We start from the raw sequence: 14352 nt of genomic DNA, 5'->3' as shown, positions 1-14352 counted from the left end.
CCGACACATTTTCACAAAGTAAGACCATGTCTAGCGTGACAGATATCTGGTCCAGTACCGAGCGAAAAGCGTCCGATACAGACGCTATCCTTGCAAAGCCTTTGGGGCTGGTCACGAATTCCGAACCTGGGTTGGGAGAGAACGACCGAAGCACTACCGGGTTCCTTCCTCCCTCGATATTCAAGGTCCGCTGCTTACACCTTCTTCAAGGCACCCAAGTCCAGCTTCTGCAGTTGGGAAACAGCCCATGCTGCGCAACTGCGTATCGTTCGAACAGTCCTGTCAATCGTCAAAAACCACGACAGAAGAGACTTGGCCATTTTAAACCACGGCGCGGTCGGAACACTGCTTTGATGCCATCTTGCAGAGAAGAAAATCGATCGGCTGTTTGTGCAACCTGGGCAGGGCCACTTCTGGCGCGCGGATATTAAAACTCTTCAACCTGAATTCGGGTCGAGCCCGATTACCTGAACGACGTCATTCGTTCCAAGCGTCGTCGCAGATCATTTTCAAGGTCCCGAACACGGCCGGTGTGCCAGCGATCACGCGACCACCGTCCCGGATCATCCCGTCGGCGTCTTGATCCTCGATCTCGCCACCTGCTTCGGCGATCATCAACTGACCGGCGAGGCAATCCCAGGCGTTCATGTGCTCTTCAATGTACCCCAATAGACGTCCCGCCGCGACATAGGCCAGCGAAAGCGCACCGCTTGCATTGCGATGATAGAGAGCGCCACGTTCGATAAGGGCCGCAATCACCGGAATGACCTTTGATGCTTCGACCCGGTTCGAATAGCCAATTGAGACGGTTCCACTTGCAAGTTCCACGCTTGAGGCAACCTGCATGGCGTGTCCATTCAAAGTGGCACCTTCGCCTCGGACCGCCACGTAAGTTTCACCAACGTTTGGCTCGAAAATCACACCGACCTGCGTCTGACTGTCCGAAACGCCCGCTAAGACAATCGTCCAGGCCGGAATGCCATTGACGAAGTTCGTTGTCCCATCAATCGGATCGATCACCCAGTCAAAACCGCTGGAGCCAGCTTTTTCCGCGTGTTCTTCGCCATAAATCCCATCATCGGGAAAAGAGTTCACAATCTTTTGGCGAATGAAGGTCTCGACGTTGCGATCCGCCTCGCTGACCCAGTCTTGCGCGCCTTTTTGATCAATGACCAAGGTATCTCTGGAAGCAAAATACTCTAGTGCAAGCGCGCCTGCCTCTTCTGCTACCGCAACGGCGAAGTTTCTTCGTGCAATGATGTTATGCATAGGTCGGCTCACTTCCTGCTAAATGCAAAACCATCCCTAGTGGATGGGGTGTCAGAACACAAAACAGTGTTTGCCAGACAGAAATCCACTTTCTTCGAGTCGCCCGAGTTTCTGTCGAAAGAATATGCCAATTAAAGCACTCATTCACTTCCGTGCAGTGAAGTCGCATATTGCTCGTGACCATTGCCGGATTTTGAGAACGCTGCATCGCAGCACTTGAAGTTGCGATGACGGTCCGCATCGGGCTGCCTGCGAGAGCGGCCCAGAGATATTATATTTCAATGGCTTCGGAGATGGCCAAGGCATCTTCAAGTTCAACACCAAGATACCTGACCGTGCTGTCCATCTTTGTGTGCCCCAACAGAAGCTGGAAGGCGCGAAGCCCAAAGCTCCATATGCTGCGCTCTGCATCATAGTCCGCTTTCGTTCAGTCGATCCAATGAGTCAAATCACATGATCACTATTGTTCCCTTCATATGTGGATGAAACGCACAGAAATATTTTGTTTCCATACCTTTAGTAACCTCAACTTTGGCGCTGACACCGTTTGGGATCTCCCCAGTGTCCCATCCGAACTCATCGGCTGTGGCCGTATGTGGTGCCAGATCTTCATTGGTCCATTGAATGGTATCACCAACAGACACGTTCAGAAGCTTTGGCGTGAATGCGAATGCTTTGATCCTAACTTCGTGGACTACGGGTTCTGCCGCCCGGGCTCGCGTTCGGGTTAAAGCGAGAGCGGCCGCCGATGCGACCGCTCCAACCATTACGCGACGGCGTGAATGGGCTTTTCCCATCACTGCAGTGCCTCGACCATCATTTCGGCGTGGCCTTCATGGGCTTTAAAGATCTCAAGTCCCTGCTCGAACAGAGCCTTCACCTCGGCATTGTCGATATTGGGGATCATTGTGTTCTCCACCAGATCATTCACCGCCTGGTGATAGGCCAATTCATTGGCTGCATAAGCGGCATCAAACTCTGCTCCACGCAGCTTGACGAAGCCATCGATGATCTCTTCGGCATTGGCATTCAGCGTTTGGCTGAACGCATTGTCCTGCGCTGACGCGCCCAGTTTTTCGAGCAGGCCCAAGGCCGCTTCGTTCACGGCAGTATGGTCGCGGATCATCGTGTTTGCGAATTCATGGATGTCGTGGTTCGAAGACAAAGCCAGCGCCAGATAGGCATACCGAATGTCGATGTTGTCGGCCGTATAGGCAATGTGAGCGTATTCGAGATCGCTCATCTCGGCGACGTCCTGCGCAGAGGCTTGAGCGCCAGTCATGGCAAGTGCCACAGCAAATGCGGAAATCAGTTTCTTCATTTTGGAGACTCCACTGAGTGTTACGATGGCAATAGGAGTAATCCGAACCAGGAAGTGAGATATATGCGGGAACGTTCGATTTTCTGTGCAGATCGTTCAAGCTGCTGTACAAAAACGCCAAATACTGCCATGAAAATGCATGCTTGATTTGCTTAGCGATATTCTTACGAAACTGTCTGTTCAAGGCGCGCTTTATTTTCGAACTTCGTTGACCACCCCTTGGGGGATTGAAGTTCCCAAGTTCGAAAACGTCGCCCGATTTCATTTTGCTCATAGGGGTAATTGCCTGATCGAAGTTGAAGGATATGAAAAAGTGGTGGCGCTGGAGCAGGGCGATCTGTTGATTGTTCCGCATGGCGCGTCACACAAGTTGTACTGCGCGGCTGAAACAAGAAATGCCGTTTTGCCGCTGGACACGGTCATCGAACGGTCGGGATACACTGGGACTGGGGTTCTGGTTTACGGCGGCGACGGCGATGAACGTGACACGCAACTTATCTGCGGCCATTTTTCATTCAACCCTCATGCAAAACACATACTGTTGGAACGCCTTCCACCGATCATTCACCTAAGGAATTACGGGGAATCCGCTGGAAAATGGATGGAGGCGACACTGCGCATGATCGGAGATGAGGCCGGGGGTCTTCGCCTCGGTGGCGATCTCATTGCTTTGAAGATGTCAGAAGCCATTCTTGCGCAGGCAATACGTTCGTTTGTGGAAAGTGACGAATCCTCGAGGTGGGGCTTGAACGGATTCTCTGATCACCATCTGGCTCGGGCTCTTGACGCGTTTCACAAGGATCCAAGCGCATCCTGGACGATAGAAACAATGGCGCGCATTGCAGGCATGTCACGAACAAACTTTGCGGTTCAGTTTCAGAAAAAGATGGCGATGTCGCCAATGCAATACGTAACAGCTTGGCGGCTGGAGATCGCGAAACGCTGTCTTACTGATCCATCAAGTTCTGTTTCGGATGCGGCAGAACGCGCTGGATACGCATCGGATTCTGCTTTTGCACGCGTTTTCAAGAGGGAAATTGGGCTCTCACCTGCCGGCTTCCGTCGACAGATCACATTATCATCGGCGCAATAAACCGGACGGGATCTGTTGCGAAGTTTTAACTTGCCACAGTGATATCTTTGTACCGGCGGACTACGCCGCCAGCTCCGTAAATTGCCGAAACGGACAGACACCGGGCGTGATTTGCCCTTTGCGGATTATGTGCACCACTTCTATTCCGTCGAGCGTTTTGCCGTGGTTGTCGACGGCTGGGTAAAGATAGACCCACGCGCCTTTCCCCTTGATGTTGATCACACCATTCACGCTATAATAGGTATTGACAATGCCTATTATAGCACACAGATAGTGAGGCGTATCGTTAAGGTAGATCCGATGACTCGTACCATGCCAATTCGGCCACATATGTTTGACATCACAGCGGATGAAATCGCGACTTTGGTCAACCAGTTCTATGCGCGCATCAGAGTGCATCCTGATCTGGGGCCGGTATTTGACAGGGCAATCGAAGATTGGCCGGAACACGAAGAAAAGATCGCAGCCTTTTGGCGCGGCGCCATTCTACGAGAGACAGGCTATTCGGGTAACCCGATGCAGGTTCACCTGGCGAACTCTGAAATCCTGCCAGAACATTTTCGCTTGTGGCTTGACCTGTTCGAAGACACCGCAAAAAAAGCCCTTAAACCTGCAACCGCCGAAGCGTTCTCTCATTTGGCCAGCAGGATCGGTAAGGGCTTGTCATTCGGAATTGAGAACTTTCGTCGAGAGGCTGACGCTCCGCCGGTGTTGTCATGACGGTCTCTGTCTATACCAAAGCTCAGGTCATCTCTGATCCTCCCGCACGCGTTGTCAAACGTTGGCTGCAGGCGGGCTGGGGCGACGTGAAACGCAACCCGGGATATTCCTTGCTTTACGGTGGTTCACTCGTAGTTCTGGGGTGGATTTGCATTGCGGCCCTGATGCTCAACGATCTTGGTTGGGTTTTGTTGCCTTTGCTAGCTGGCGGCGTTTTGGTCGGACCACTTGCAACGATTGGTCTTTATTCCGTAGCAAGCGGTAAAACAGGGCTCAGAGCGGCCACAGGTCAGATTACGTTGGTGGGCGTCATACTGATGGTTTTTGCTCTCATCTGGATTCGCGCGGCCACAGTTATGTTCGCCATAGTTTACGGGCTGCGCCCATTCTCAAGCTTCGCAGATACGCTGCTTTTGCTGATTACTACGCCATCAGGATGGGCGCTGTTGATCGCAGGATCATTGGTTGGCGGGCTGTTTGCGGCATTAGGGTTTGCGGTGTCAGCGTTTTCATTGCCAATGCTGATCGACCGCAAGATCGATGGCTTCTCGGCTATGGGGCTCAGTTTCAACGCCACCACTCACAACTTCAAGCTTTGCTTGTGCTGGGGAGCCATCATCACTCTTTTGACTTTGGTTGGAATACTGTCCGGGCTACTGGGTTTGGTCGTGGTGTTCCCATTGCTCGGGTACGCGACCTGGCATGCTTATGCCGAGCTTTTTCATGGAGATGCATAAATGACCGAAGCGCTTCCAAAAGGCGTGGTGCACTATGCGACCTCGCGGTTCACGCATGAGACATTGCCAGAAAAGCTGCGCAAAGATCACAGCACCAAAGCGGGTGTTTGGGGTCAATTGGCTGTGCAACATGGGCAACTTCTACTGAGCCGGGATGACAAGGGTGATCTGGTTCTGGGCGTTGGGGCCACTGCTGTGTTCGCGCCACAGGAAACTCATTCGGTGAACCCGATTGGCGAAGTTGAGTTTGAAGTACGCTTCCACCAGCAGGAGGCGCCCGATGCAGCGTGAGAGTTTTCTTGAGGATGCTGCCGTCCTGTGTGCCCTTGCTTTGATCTTTGTCGGTGGCGTAGCCATACTTGGCTGGGGGGTTCCTACCGCCTACGTGCTGCACGGTTGGTTGATCGCAATAGCCGCTGGTTGGGGGTTGATGTGGATGATCAACCGTTTGAGCGAGGCCCCAAAGGACATCCCTTTAGAATACAATGACAAGGTCATTCGGTTTGGTGTCATCGCCGCGCTGATTTGGGCAATCATAGGGTTCACGGTTGGCGATATCCTCGCCTGGCAGTTGGCGTTTCCAGCACTGAACGGCGATATGTTCTGGTCGAACTTCGGCCGGTTGCGCCCGGTTCATACATCTGCCGTGATTTTTGGTTTTGGTGGCAACGCGTTAATCGCGACGTCGTTTTATGTGGTCCAACGTACCTCGCGCGCCAGATTGGCCAGTGAATCGCTGCCCTGGATGGTGTTCTGGGGGTACAATCTGTTCATGGTCCTTGCGGCGACCGGCTACCCCTTGGGGATCACCCAATCGAAGGAATATGCCGAACCGGAATGGTATATGGATCTGGTTTTGCTGATCGTCTGGGTTGGTTATCTAGGTCTGTACCTAAAGACGCTCTCTCGCCGGGCCGAACCGCATATATATGTGGCTAACTGGTACTACCTGGCCTTCATCGTCGTCATCGCGATGCTGCATACGGTGAACAACCTCTCGGTTCCGGTTTCCATTGCCTATCCCAAAAGCTACTCGCTGTTTTCCGGCACACAGGATGCAATGACGCAATGGTGGTATGGGCACAATGCTGTTGGCTTCCTGCTGACCGCCGGGTTCCTAGGGATGCTGTATTACTTCTTGCCCAAAGCTGTGAACCGGCCAATCTACTCTTACCGAATGTCAATTGTTGGCTTCTGGGGGATCACCTTTCTGTATCTTTGGGCTGGCTCACATCACCTTCACTACACGGCGCTACCGGACTGGGTTCAGTACCTTGGCATGACCATGTCGATCATCCTGCTGGTCCCCAGCTGGGCCTCTGTGTTCAACGGAATCCTTACGATCAACGGGGCTTGGGATAAGGTCCGGACGGATCCGGCGGTCCGGTTTATGATGGTCGCGATTCTGTTCTACGGACTGTCGACATTCGAAGGGTCGTTCATGGCGATCCGTCCGGTTAATTCGCTGAGCCACTACACGGATTGGACCGTCGGCCACGTACATGCCGGCGCGTTGGGCTGGGTCGCCTTCATCACCTTTGGTGCCATGTATAAAATGGTGCCCTGGATTTGGAAACGAGATGGCGTGTATTCATTGCGGCTGGAGGCATGGCACTTCTGGCTCGCCCTGAGCGGGACGCTGATTTACGTCGGCGCAATGTGGAACAGTGGCATCACACAATCGCTGATGTGGCAGACCTATGATGCGGATGGTGCGTTTCTTTATTCCTTCCTCGACAGTGTGATCGCAATGCATCCTTACTATGTCGCCCGTGCGATCGGGGGGCTGCTGTATCTGATCGGAGCGTGCATCGGTGCATACAACATCTACATGACGGTCAGTGGGCCGCGGCAAACCGAGACCAGGCAATCCGGACCTTTGGTCCAGCCGGCGGAGTAGCAGCCCATGAGTACACAACACCAAAAGCTCGAACGCCACTCACTTGGCTTTGCCATGGCCATCCTGCTGGTTGCATCAATCGGTGGCATTGTTGAAATCGCCCCTTTGTTCACCATCGAAAACACGGTGGAAGAAGTCGACGGTATGCGGCCCTACACTCCGCTGGAACTGGCCGGGCGCGATATTTATGTGCGCGAGGGCTGCTATGCCTGCCACAGTCAAATGATCCGCACCCTACGGTCGGATATCGAACGCTATGGGCACTACAGCCTCGCCGCCGAAAGCATGTATGACCACCCGTTCCAATGGGGCTCGAAACGTACAGGGCCGGACTTGGCGCGAGTTGGCGGTAAATACTCTGACGCATGGCATGTGGCGCATCTGGAAGCGCCACGAGAGCTGGTGGAAGGCTCGATCATGCCTGGTTATGCGTTTTTGTCTGACGCGCGGCTGGAAACAGGCCACCTGCCTGCCTCTTTAAGAGCCCTTAGCCGCGCCGGGGTGCCTTACACAGATGCTCAGATCGAAAATGCGGAAAAGGATGCTGCATGGCAAGCAGATGCCGAGCAATATTATGAAGGTGAACTGCAAGAAAGTTACGGTGAAAACGTTCAGGTCAGGGATTACGACGGGCACCCGAGTGAGTTGACGGAAATGGATGCCCTTGTGGCCTATCTGCAGGTTCTTGGCACATTGGCCGATCTGGATTCGGTAGATCACGAGGAGATTAATCGATGACACATGATACCGTTCTTGTCTTCTCCAAGACCTGGGGTGCAATCTACCTGCTGGTCGTCTTCCTTGCCGCAGTTGTCTGGACCTACTGGCCCTCACGGCGAAAAGTCTACGATGACGCTGCGCAATCTCCGCTGGACCATCAGGAGGATCAGCCGTGGTGCTAAAGGGAAAGGATCCGGTTTCCGGTACTGATCTGACCGGCCACGAGTGGGACGGTATCAAAGAGTTGGACACACCTGTTCCCTGGGCGGCCCGATGGGCTTTGTGGATCAGTATCATCATCGCAGCACTGTTTTGGGTGTTCTACCCATCCTTCCCAGGTGCGCGCGACTATGCAAAAGGGCTGTTGGGGTATTCATCCCGATCCGAGGTTGTTGCAGAACTTCAGCAAGCGAATGCTGATCGTGAAATGACATTTGCGCCTTTTGCGTCACAGGATCTCGAAGAACTGGCCGCAGACCCAACACTGGAGGCAAGGTATAGAGCGTCGATTTCCAAGCTTTACGCTGACAATTGTGCCGCTTGTCACCGGAATGATCTGAAAGGGCAGCCTGGTTTTCCCAATCTGGTAGACGGACATTGGCTGTGGTCAGGCGCACCGGAAGAGGTTGAGGCGACCATACGCTATGGGATCAATGCGCAGCATGACGATACACGGATTGCACAGATGCTGGCGTTTGGCGCAGACGGCGTGATCGAAAAGCAGCAGGTTGAAGAGGTTACAGAATTTGTCTTGGCCCTCTCTGGAAAGCAGCATGATGCGACGGCGGCTGGCACCGGTAGATTGATCTTCGAAGAAAACTGTGCGGCCTGTCATGGCGATGACGGGCGCGGGGGCTATGAAATCGGCGCGCCCGATCTGGGTGATGAACGCTGGATCTATGGAGGCGACCGGGATGAGATTTACCATAGCATTTATCACGGTCGGCAAGGTGTGATGCCTGCGTGGGAAGGACGTCTGAGCGACGCCCAGATTCGAATGCTCACGTTGTATCTACTGTGGAATGCAGAAGATGCACCAAGTTGAAGAAAATCCACGATTCCGAAGGGCAATGTATCTGATGATACTGGTCCTTCTGGTCGGCTACATCGGGTTCAAGGCATGGCACCTTTCCATGGCTTTCGAGGCATGGGAAGGGCAGGCGATTGAAAAGGCTGTGCCTGGCGCGGCCAAGTAACAATCAAATTATTATAGGACTACAGTTTGCGTATTAATCGCTTGATGCCAGCGCATGACTGACTTCCAACGCTCGGATCAGGTTTTTCATGCCACGGTTTCCTTCCAATACGTCCTGTAAAGTCTTGGTGTCCAAGGCAGCAAAAAACGCCTCCTGAGCTTCGTTCAGAATTGGCAACAATCCACAAGCGGGCGTCATTACGCAACAGCCGCCGTCTTCCTTCATGCATTCCACCAAAGGTGTGCCGCGTTCGGATTTACGTAGCAGGCCGCCAATCGAGATCGCATTGGGAGGTAGGGCCATACGCATACCCCCGTTTCGTCCACGCACAGATTCCACATAGCCCTCGTGTGTAAGCCACTGAGAGATCTTGGCTAGGTGATTGAAGGGCAAGTTTTGCATAGTCGCGATTTCACGCGTCGACATCAACCCTTCTTCGTGGGTGGCAAGATGGATCAGGATGCGCAGGGCATAGTCGGAGAACTTGGTAATTTGCATAGTTATTCTTCCCATAAAAAATAGGCTTTGAAAATGCCTATTTTATTGACATCTTTTTCTTACCCTTATAATAGGTAATTAGAATACCTAATAGGAGAGATGGCTCATGCAGCCCGTTGTGTTATTGATCTCGCTGATCCTGATGGCAGTGCTGTCACTTGTCTTCTGGTTGGCCGTGCGGGCTTCTGATGGGCCGGAACCCGGACCCAAGGCCAACTCGAAACGTTCGGGCTTGATCTGGGCAATGACGATTGTCGGCGTAATTGTTGCGGTTGGCACATTGCGACCGTGGCCGCATGCCGTACGGTACATTCACAGTGACCCACGACATCACCCGCTATACACGCGCCAAATTGTTCTCTGATGTTGGCAAGAAAACGGATCTCTTCCTGCGCTTCTCGACCGTTGCAGGAGAACGCGGCGCAGCGGATGCGGAACGGGACATCCGAGGCTTTGCGGTAAAGTTCTACACTGAAGAGGGCAATTGGGATCTAGTTGGGAACAATACCCCTGTGTTTTTCCTTCACGATCCGCTGAAGTTTCCCGATCTTAATCATGCCGTCAAACGTGATCCGCGAACGAACATGCGCAGTGCGGAAAACAATTGGGACTTCTGGACTAGCCTTCCCGAAGCTTTGCTTCAGGTGACGATTGTCATGTCTGATAGGGGGCTTCCTGCAACCTACCGACACATGCACGGCTTTGGCAGCCACACATTCAGCTTTATCAACTCGGATAACGAACGTTTCTGGGTCAAGTTCCATTTCAAAACCCAGCAAGGGATCAAAAACCTCACTGATGAGGAAGCCGCGCAGATCATCTCTGGTGACCGTGAAAGCCATCAGCGTGATCTTTTCGACGCTATCGAAGACGGTGATTTTCCCAAATGGACGCTCTATGTCCAAGTCATGCCAGAGAAGGATGCGGGTAAGCCTTAGCTTCGATGAAAGTTAGTAGCCTTGGGGCAGAACTACTTGACGTTAGGGTCAGAATTGAATGACGCAAACTGCTCATTGCTTGAGGACACCCTCTGATGGGCATGTTTCTCATATCACGTCGCGGCGAGGTCACCCGCCGCTTGAGCAAGAATCCAGTCAACCCCACGCAGAAAATCGTCTATTGTCAGGGGGCTGTCTTCTCCGCTCGAGGCTGAGAGCACAAACCCATGTGCATAGTCGATCAGCACGTGAACAAGAACATCACCGCCATCGCTGTTTTCGAGTTGGTCCGTGCTGACTTTTAATTCCTCGGCCACGTTCATGAGGTCCGCGCTCATGAGCGTTACATCGTCTAGGATTGCACGGAGTAGATTGGCGTTCTTCAAAGCGCAACCATAGTAAGTCGCCATAATGCAGCGTGCGCGTTTGACCGGGTTGCCACCATTCACTCCATCCAAGACGCCTGCAAAGGCAAGTTCCACCAGATCGGACAATAGTTGCTTCTTGCTACCTGCGTGATAGGTCACGGCCATCGGAGTGACGTCAAGCTGATCGGCAAGTATGCGAAACGATAGCGCATCAACACCTTTGCTTTGGGCGATCGGCAATGCGGCCTGCAGGATCACTTGCTTCGAAAGGCGCTGTGCAGCCTTTGACGGTCGCCCTGGTGGAGAAGCTTTCGTCACCTGGTTTTCAGTCTGTAATCGAGATCTACCAGACCGGAGGAAAAGCTGCTAACCGAAACCAATTCCAGATCAACGTCACCTTCTGTTTTACCAAAGATCCGAATGCCTTCACCGATCAGAATGGGAACCAAGGTAATCTGCATGTCCTCAATCAGCCCGGCTTTGAGGAAGGATTGGATGATTGCACCGCCATCCACATAAACTCGATTGTAACCACGCGCGCCAAAATCCTCCATCAAATCAGTGGGTGTTTTGTCTGAAACTTCAACTCTATCGCGCAGTTCATCTGGAATGCCTGAGGGTTTCATTGAGCGACTGAGAACCACCACCGGTTTCGTGTAAGGCCACTCCCCAAATCCCAGAACTGTCCGGTACGATCCGGACCCCATCACGATCACGTCGACGCTACTCTGAAACGCGGCGAACCCGTGATCTTCGTCGGCAGTGGGTTGCTTTTCCAACCAATCCAGCCTGTGATCTGGCCTTGCGACAAAACCGTCTAGGCTCATTGCCATCATGATATGTCCTGTCGGCATCTTCTGGGTCCCTGTGATTTATTTATATGCTGTATAATAACGGCTCTGAGGATACTCAAGGGGAATGACTGCTACGATTGACCCAGAATCCAGTCCGAGAAGGACTGTACTGCGCCGGTTGGAGCGGAGCTATGCGGTTGAACCAAAAAATACCCATAGTCGGGCAGATCGGTTTCCGACAACCGAAACAGTCTTTCAGCATTTAGATCGTCCCGAACCAGATCATCCATCAAAGCTATTCCCTGTCCGTCGATGACTGCTTGCGCCCGGACATTTGGGTCAGGAACGATTAGCGCATCTCTCCTTGATTGTCGGGGAAGCTTTGCGACGTTCAGCCAATCAGACCAGGCGTTGCTGTCATCACGATCTCTCAGCAGCGTAAGATGCGATATTGCCTCTTTCATTCCTAACTCTATCACTAGGTCAGCTGCCGCCCGGTCACCCACAGGATAGGGCGGCATGGGCATGAATGGAGTAACGGTGCCGCCGATCCAATTCCCGTTACCCCACCTGATTGCAAGATCCACATCCTGCATCTCAGCTTCTGAAAACTCGATCATCGGTTGAATGCGAATCTGTACGTCCGGGTGGCTTTGCATGAATGACATCAGGCGTGGCGACAGCCAGCGCGCAGCGAAATAGGTCGAGACCCCAACGGTTAGAGAACGCGTTGAAATCCCCTTTAATGCATAAATTTCAGCTTCGATTTCTTCATATCGGGTCTGGCAGATCGCGAGCAGTTTTAATCCTTCACCAGTGAGTGTGACACCACGCGATGTGCGCTGGAACAGGATCACCCCAAGATCGGCTTCAAGCGTTTTGATCTGATAGCTGATGGCGCCCTTTGTCATGTTGAGCGCCGATGCTGCCGTCGAGAAGCTGGAATAACGAGCAATCTCGGCAAATAGCCTGAGTAAGTCATGGTGATGAAATCGGGTACTCATATTCTTAGTGTACAAATTTTCTAAACGCTAAGAGTAGTTTTTTTCGATTTTCAAACATGTTTTTAAGGTCGACAACCGCATTCAAGCTCGTGGAGCGATGAAATGAAGTTGGACTTGTTGAACGCAAAAGCAAAAACACCGACACCGGCGGGGCACCGCGGCCGCGCGCGCAGGCGCCGCTTGGCCCGTAGTATTGCCCCTCCTGAGAACACACCGTTCACAGGTCGCAGGATACCTGCATACAATCTACTAAGTGAAACGGCCCTGACCCGGATCGAAGATCAAGCCGATTGGATTCTAAGCAATATTGGCGTCGAGTTTCGGGGGGATCGAACGGCACTGGATCACTTCGCCCAAACGGGTGCCCGCATCGATGGCGATCGCGTGCGGTTTGAACCGGGTCATGTCCGTGCGCTTTGCGCTACGGCCCCAAGTGAATTTCAGTTGCATGGCCGAGACCCGGTCAGAACGGTGACACTTGGCGGTGACAACGTTGTGCTGATGCCGGGATACGGCTCTCCCTTTGTCAGCGATCTGGTGACGGGCCGACGATATTCGACGCTGAAGGATTTCCGCAATTTCGTCAAACTGGCCTACAGTGCGGCTGCCTTGCATCATTCCGGCGGCACGGTTGTCGAGCCGACAGATATACCGGTGAACAAACGGCATTTGGACATGATGCTGGCGCATCTGACACTCTCAACCAAGCCCTTTATGGGCTCTGTTACGGCACCCGAGCGCGTGCGTGACAGTATCGAGATGGCACGCCTCGCCTTTGGACGCGACTTCATGGAGCACCAAGCGGTGATGCAGGCCAATATCAACGTCAATTCGCCATTGATTTATGATGATACCATGTCAACGGCTCTGCGTATCTATGCGGAGGCAGGCCAATGTGTCTGCGTCTCCCCTGCGATTTTCGCGGGTGCCATGGGGCCGCTTTCGCCGGCGGCGGTGGCGGCGCAAACTCTGGCAGAAGCGATGGTTGGCATTGCGCTTGCGCAACTGGTGCGCCCCGGTTGTCCGGTGGTGTTTGGCTCGTTCCACTCCACAATGAACTTGCGCACGGGCGCTCTAACCTTTGGATCGCCCGAGGCGAACATGACCACGATGGCGCTGACACAATTGGGACGAAGGCTTGGCGTACCTGTGCGCTCTGGCGGTGGGCAGATCACCGCCTCCAATGCGCCAGATGGGCAAGCGATGCAGGACAGCACCGGTGCCATGTGGTCCACGCTTTTGTCCGGAGCCCATCAGGTCTGGCATGCGGCAGGCTGGCTCGAAGGTGGGCTTGTGATGTCCTACGAGAAATTCATCATGGATCTCGACCACTGTGGCGCGATGCTGAAACTGCTGCAGGGCTTCCAAACGAATGAGGAGGCATTTGGCCGTGATGCCTATTTTGAAACGGGCCCGGGCGAAAATTTCCTGTCGACCAAACACACGCTGCGCCACTATGCGGCAGCAAATTATGAGCCACAAATTTCTGACGCAGGGCCATTCGAAACCTGGTCTGAAAATGGTGCTCTCACGTCAGATCAACGCGCCACCGCGCGGTGGCATCAGATGTTGAACGATTACCAGCGTCCTGAAATGAAACCCGGCATACAAGCCGCGCTTGAAGACTTCGTGTCAGAACGCAAAGCGCGAATGCCGGATGAATGGTACTAGAACGGAATACCCAATACCTAAGAACTCTGCCGGGATTGCCAACTTGCTTGAGCAAGATTGAAGAACGTCGGCGCCTATGTCGTCAGGAGGACATTTCGCGGGCATAGCTGATCCAAAACTGGA

At 53.2% G+C, this 14352-nt stretch carries 17 protein-coding genes and 2 pseudogenes; 11 read left to right on the top strand and 8 right to left on the bottom strand.

The features are described 5' to 3' along the window. Positions 1–477 precede the first annotated feature (477 nt). From AC2FH2_RS13230 to AC2FH2_RS13215, 4 genes and pseudogenes are all read right to left on the bottom strand, one after another. On the bottom strand, positions 478–1269 hold the full coding sequence (locus AC2FH2_RS13230; RefSeq protein ID WP_271949871.1) for an inositol monophosphatase family protein: 792 nt from the start codon (positions 1267–1269) through the stop codon (positions 478–480). A 271-nt stretch (positions 1270–1540) separates the two neighbouring features. Next, a pseudogene (locus AC2FH2_RS13225) lies at positions 1541–1651 on the bottom strand (integrase); the annotation flags it as partial. A 67-nt stretch (positions 1652–1718) separates the two neighbouring features. Beyond that, entirely contained in the window at positions 1719–2036 is a 318-nt protein-coding gene (locus tag AC2FH2_RS13220; RefSeq protein WP_185956701.1) for a cupredoxin domain-containing protein, read from the bottom strand. Positions 2037–2065: 29 nt separating this feature from the next. After that, the gene (locus AC2FH2_RS13215) at positions 2066–2590 is read right to left on the bottom strand and encodes a DUF4142 domain-containing protein (RefSeq protein ID WP_496823893.1); all 525 of its coding nucleotides are present in this window, start codon (positions 2588–2590) and stop codon (positions 2066–2068) included. A 139-nt stretch (positions 2591–2729) separates the two neighbouring features. On the opposite strand from AC2FH2_RS13215, the gene AC2FH2_RS13210 reads away from it, so the two are divergent. The 8 genes from AC2FH2_RS13210 (at position 2730) to ccoP (ending at position 8805) form a co-directional block, all read left to right on the top strand. After that, on the top strand, positions 2730–3683 hold the full coding sequence (locus tag AC2FH2_RS13210) for an AraC family transcriptional regulator (protein WP_496823891.1): 954 nt from the start codon (positions 2730–2732) through the stop codon (positions 3681–3683). Between the two features lie 81 nt (positions 3684–3764). Continuing rightward, positions 3765–4403, top strand: a complete 639-nt coding sequence (locus AC2FH2_RS13205) for a group III truncated hemoglobin (protein ID WP_496823889.1) — start codon at positions 3765–3767, stop codon at positions 4401–4403. Further along, entirely contained in the window at positions 4400–5140 is a 741-nt protein-coding gene (locus AC2FH2_RS13200) for a DUF2189 domain-containing protein (RefSeq protein WP_142637647.1), read from the top strand. The genes AC2FH2_RS13205 and AC2FH2_RS13200 overlap by 4 nt, the downstream gene beginning before the upstream one ends. Continuing rightward, positions 5141–5431, top strand: a complete 291-nt coding sequence (locus AC2FH2_RS13195; RefSeq protein WP_496823887.1) for a TehB-like domain-containing protein — start codon at positions 5141–5143, stop codon at positions 5429–5431. It begins immediately after the preceding gene. Then, on the top strand, positions 5421–7040 hold the full coding sequence (ccoN, locus tag AC2FH2_RS13190) for a cytochrome-c oxidase, cbb3-type subunit I (protein ID WP_142637651.1): 1620 nt from the start codon (positions 5421–5423) through the stop codon (positions 7038–7040). Before AC2FH2_RS13195 ends, ccoN begins: the two co-directional genes overlap by 11 nt. A 6-nt stretch (positions 7041–7046) precedes the next feature. Further along, positions 7047–7778 carry a cytochrome-c oxidase, cbb3-type subunit II gene (ccoO, locus tag AC2FH2_RS13185; protein WP_496690057.1) on the top strand — a complete coding sequence of 244 codons (732 nt, stop codon included), beginning with the start codon at positions 7047–7049 and terminating at the stop codon, positions 7776–7778. After that, the gene (locus tag AC2FH2_RS13180; protein WP_496823885.1) at positions 7775–7942 is read left to right on the top strand and encodes a cbb3-type cytochrome c oxidase subunit 3; all 168 of its coding nucleotides are present in this window, start codon (positions 7775–7777) and stop codon (positions 7940–7942) included. Before ccoO ends, AC2FH2_RS13180 begins: the two co-directional genes overlap by 4 nt. Then, on the top strand, positions 7933–8805 hold the full coding sequence (gene ccoP / locus AC2FH2_RS13175; protein ID WP_496823883.1) for a cytochrome-c oxidase, cbb3-type subunit III: 873 nt from the start codon (positions 7933–7935) through the stop codon (positions 8803–8805). The genes AC2FH2_RS13180 and ccoP overlap by 10 nt, the downstream gene beginning before the upstream one ends. 184 nt (positions 8806–8989) lie before the next feature. Here ccoP and AC2FH2_RS13170 read toward each other — a convergent pair whose 3' ends face one another. Beyond that, a complete protein-coding gene (locus AC2FH2_RS13170) occupies positions 8990–9454 on the bottom strand; it encodes an RrF2 family transcriptional regulator (RefSeq protein WP_496823881.1) in 465 nt (154 codons plus the stop codon). A 106-nt stretch (positions 9455–9560) separates the two neighbouring features. On the opposite strand from AC2FH2_RS13170, the gene AC2FH2_RS13165 reads away from it, so the two are divergent. After that, positions 9561–9818 carry a hypothetical protein gene (locus AC2FH2_RS13165; protein WP_271950105.1) on the top strand — a complete coding sequence of 86 codons (258 nt, stop codon included), beginning with the start codon at positions 9561–9563 and terminating at the stop codon, positions 9816–9818. Beyond that, positions 9751–10380, top strand: a pseudogene (katE2, locus tag AC2FH2_RS13160) (catalase KatE2); the annotation flags it as partial. The gene AC2FH2_RS13165 and the pseudogene katE2, both read left to right, overlap by 68 nt. A gap of 125 nt (positions 10381–10505) precedes the next feature. Here the strand turns inward: katE2 and AC2FH2_RS13155 are convergent. From AC2FH2_RS13155 to AC2FH2_RS13145, 3 genes are all read right to left on the bottom strand, one after another. Then, positions 10506–11078 carry a TetR/AcrR family transcriptional regulator gene (locus AC2FH2_RS13155; protein WP_496690050.1) on the bottom strand — a complete coding sequence of 191 codons (573 nt, stop codon included), beginning with the start codon at positions 11076–11078 and terminating at the stop codon, positions 10506–10508. Continuing rightward, positions 11075–11593, bottom strand: coding sequence for a dihydrofolate reductase family protein (locus AC2FH2_RS13150; RefSeq protein ID WP_496690049.1), 519 nt, complete (start codon positions 11591–11593; stop codon positions 11075–11077). Before AC2FH2_RS13150 ends, AC2FH2_RS13155 begins: the two co-directional genes overlap by 4 nt. Before the next feature lie 92 nt (positions 11594–11685). Next, complete coding sequence (locus tag AC2FH2_RS13145) at positions 11686–12558, bottom strand: LysR substrate-binding domain-containing protein (protein WP_496690048.1); 873 nt, start codon at positions 12556–12558, stop codon at positions 11686–11688. Positions 12559–12660: 102 nt separating this feature from the next. Here AC2FH2_RS13145 and AC2FH2_RS13140 point away from each other — a divergent pair, with 102 nt between their 5' ends. After that, positions 12661–14229: a trimethylamine methyltransferase family protein gene (locus tag AC2FH2_RS13140; RefSeq protein ID WP_496823878.1), complete on the top strand. Its 1569-nt coding sequence runs from the start codon at positions 12661–12663 to the stop codon at positions 14227–14229. Positions 14230–14352 lie beyond the last annotated feature (123 nt).

Source organism: Ruegeria sp. YTSA105 (genome assembly GCF_059610225.1).
This window is presented reverse-complemented; position numbering and strand designations above follow the sequence as displayed.